General features: G+C 52.5%; 1 rRNA gene. It reads left to right on the top strand.

Features of this window, described 5'->3' with window-relative positions:
• A 23S ribosomal RNA gene (locus tag MUU51_RS00015) occupies nucleotides 1-255 on the top strand; the annotation flags it as partial.

Here is a 255-nt window from a genome sequence, read left to right as displayed (position 1 = left end):
CTTGACACTGAACACTGGTCCTTGATGTGTAGGATAGGTGGGAGGCTTTGAAGCGAGGACGCCAGTTCTTGTGGAGCCAACCTTGAAATACCACCCTTTAATGGCTGGTGTTCTAACGTAGACCCGTAATCCGGGTTGCGGACAGTGTCTGGTGGGTAGTTTGACTGGGGCGGTCTCCTCCCAAAGAGTAACGGAGGAGCACGAAGGTTAGCTAATCCTGGTCGGACATCAGGAGGTTAGTGCAATGGCATAAGC

This window comes from Scandinavium manionii (genome assembly GCF_024764775.1).
In the GTDB taxonomy this organism is placed as follows: Bacteria; Pseudomonadota; Gammaproteobacteria; order Enterobacterales; family Enterobacteriaceae; genus Scandinavium; species Scandinavium manionii.
This window is presented reverse-complemented; position numbering and strand designations above follow the sequence as displayed.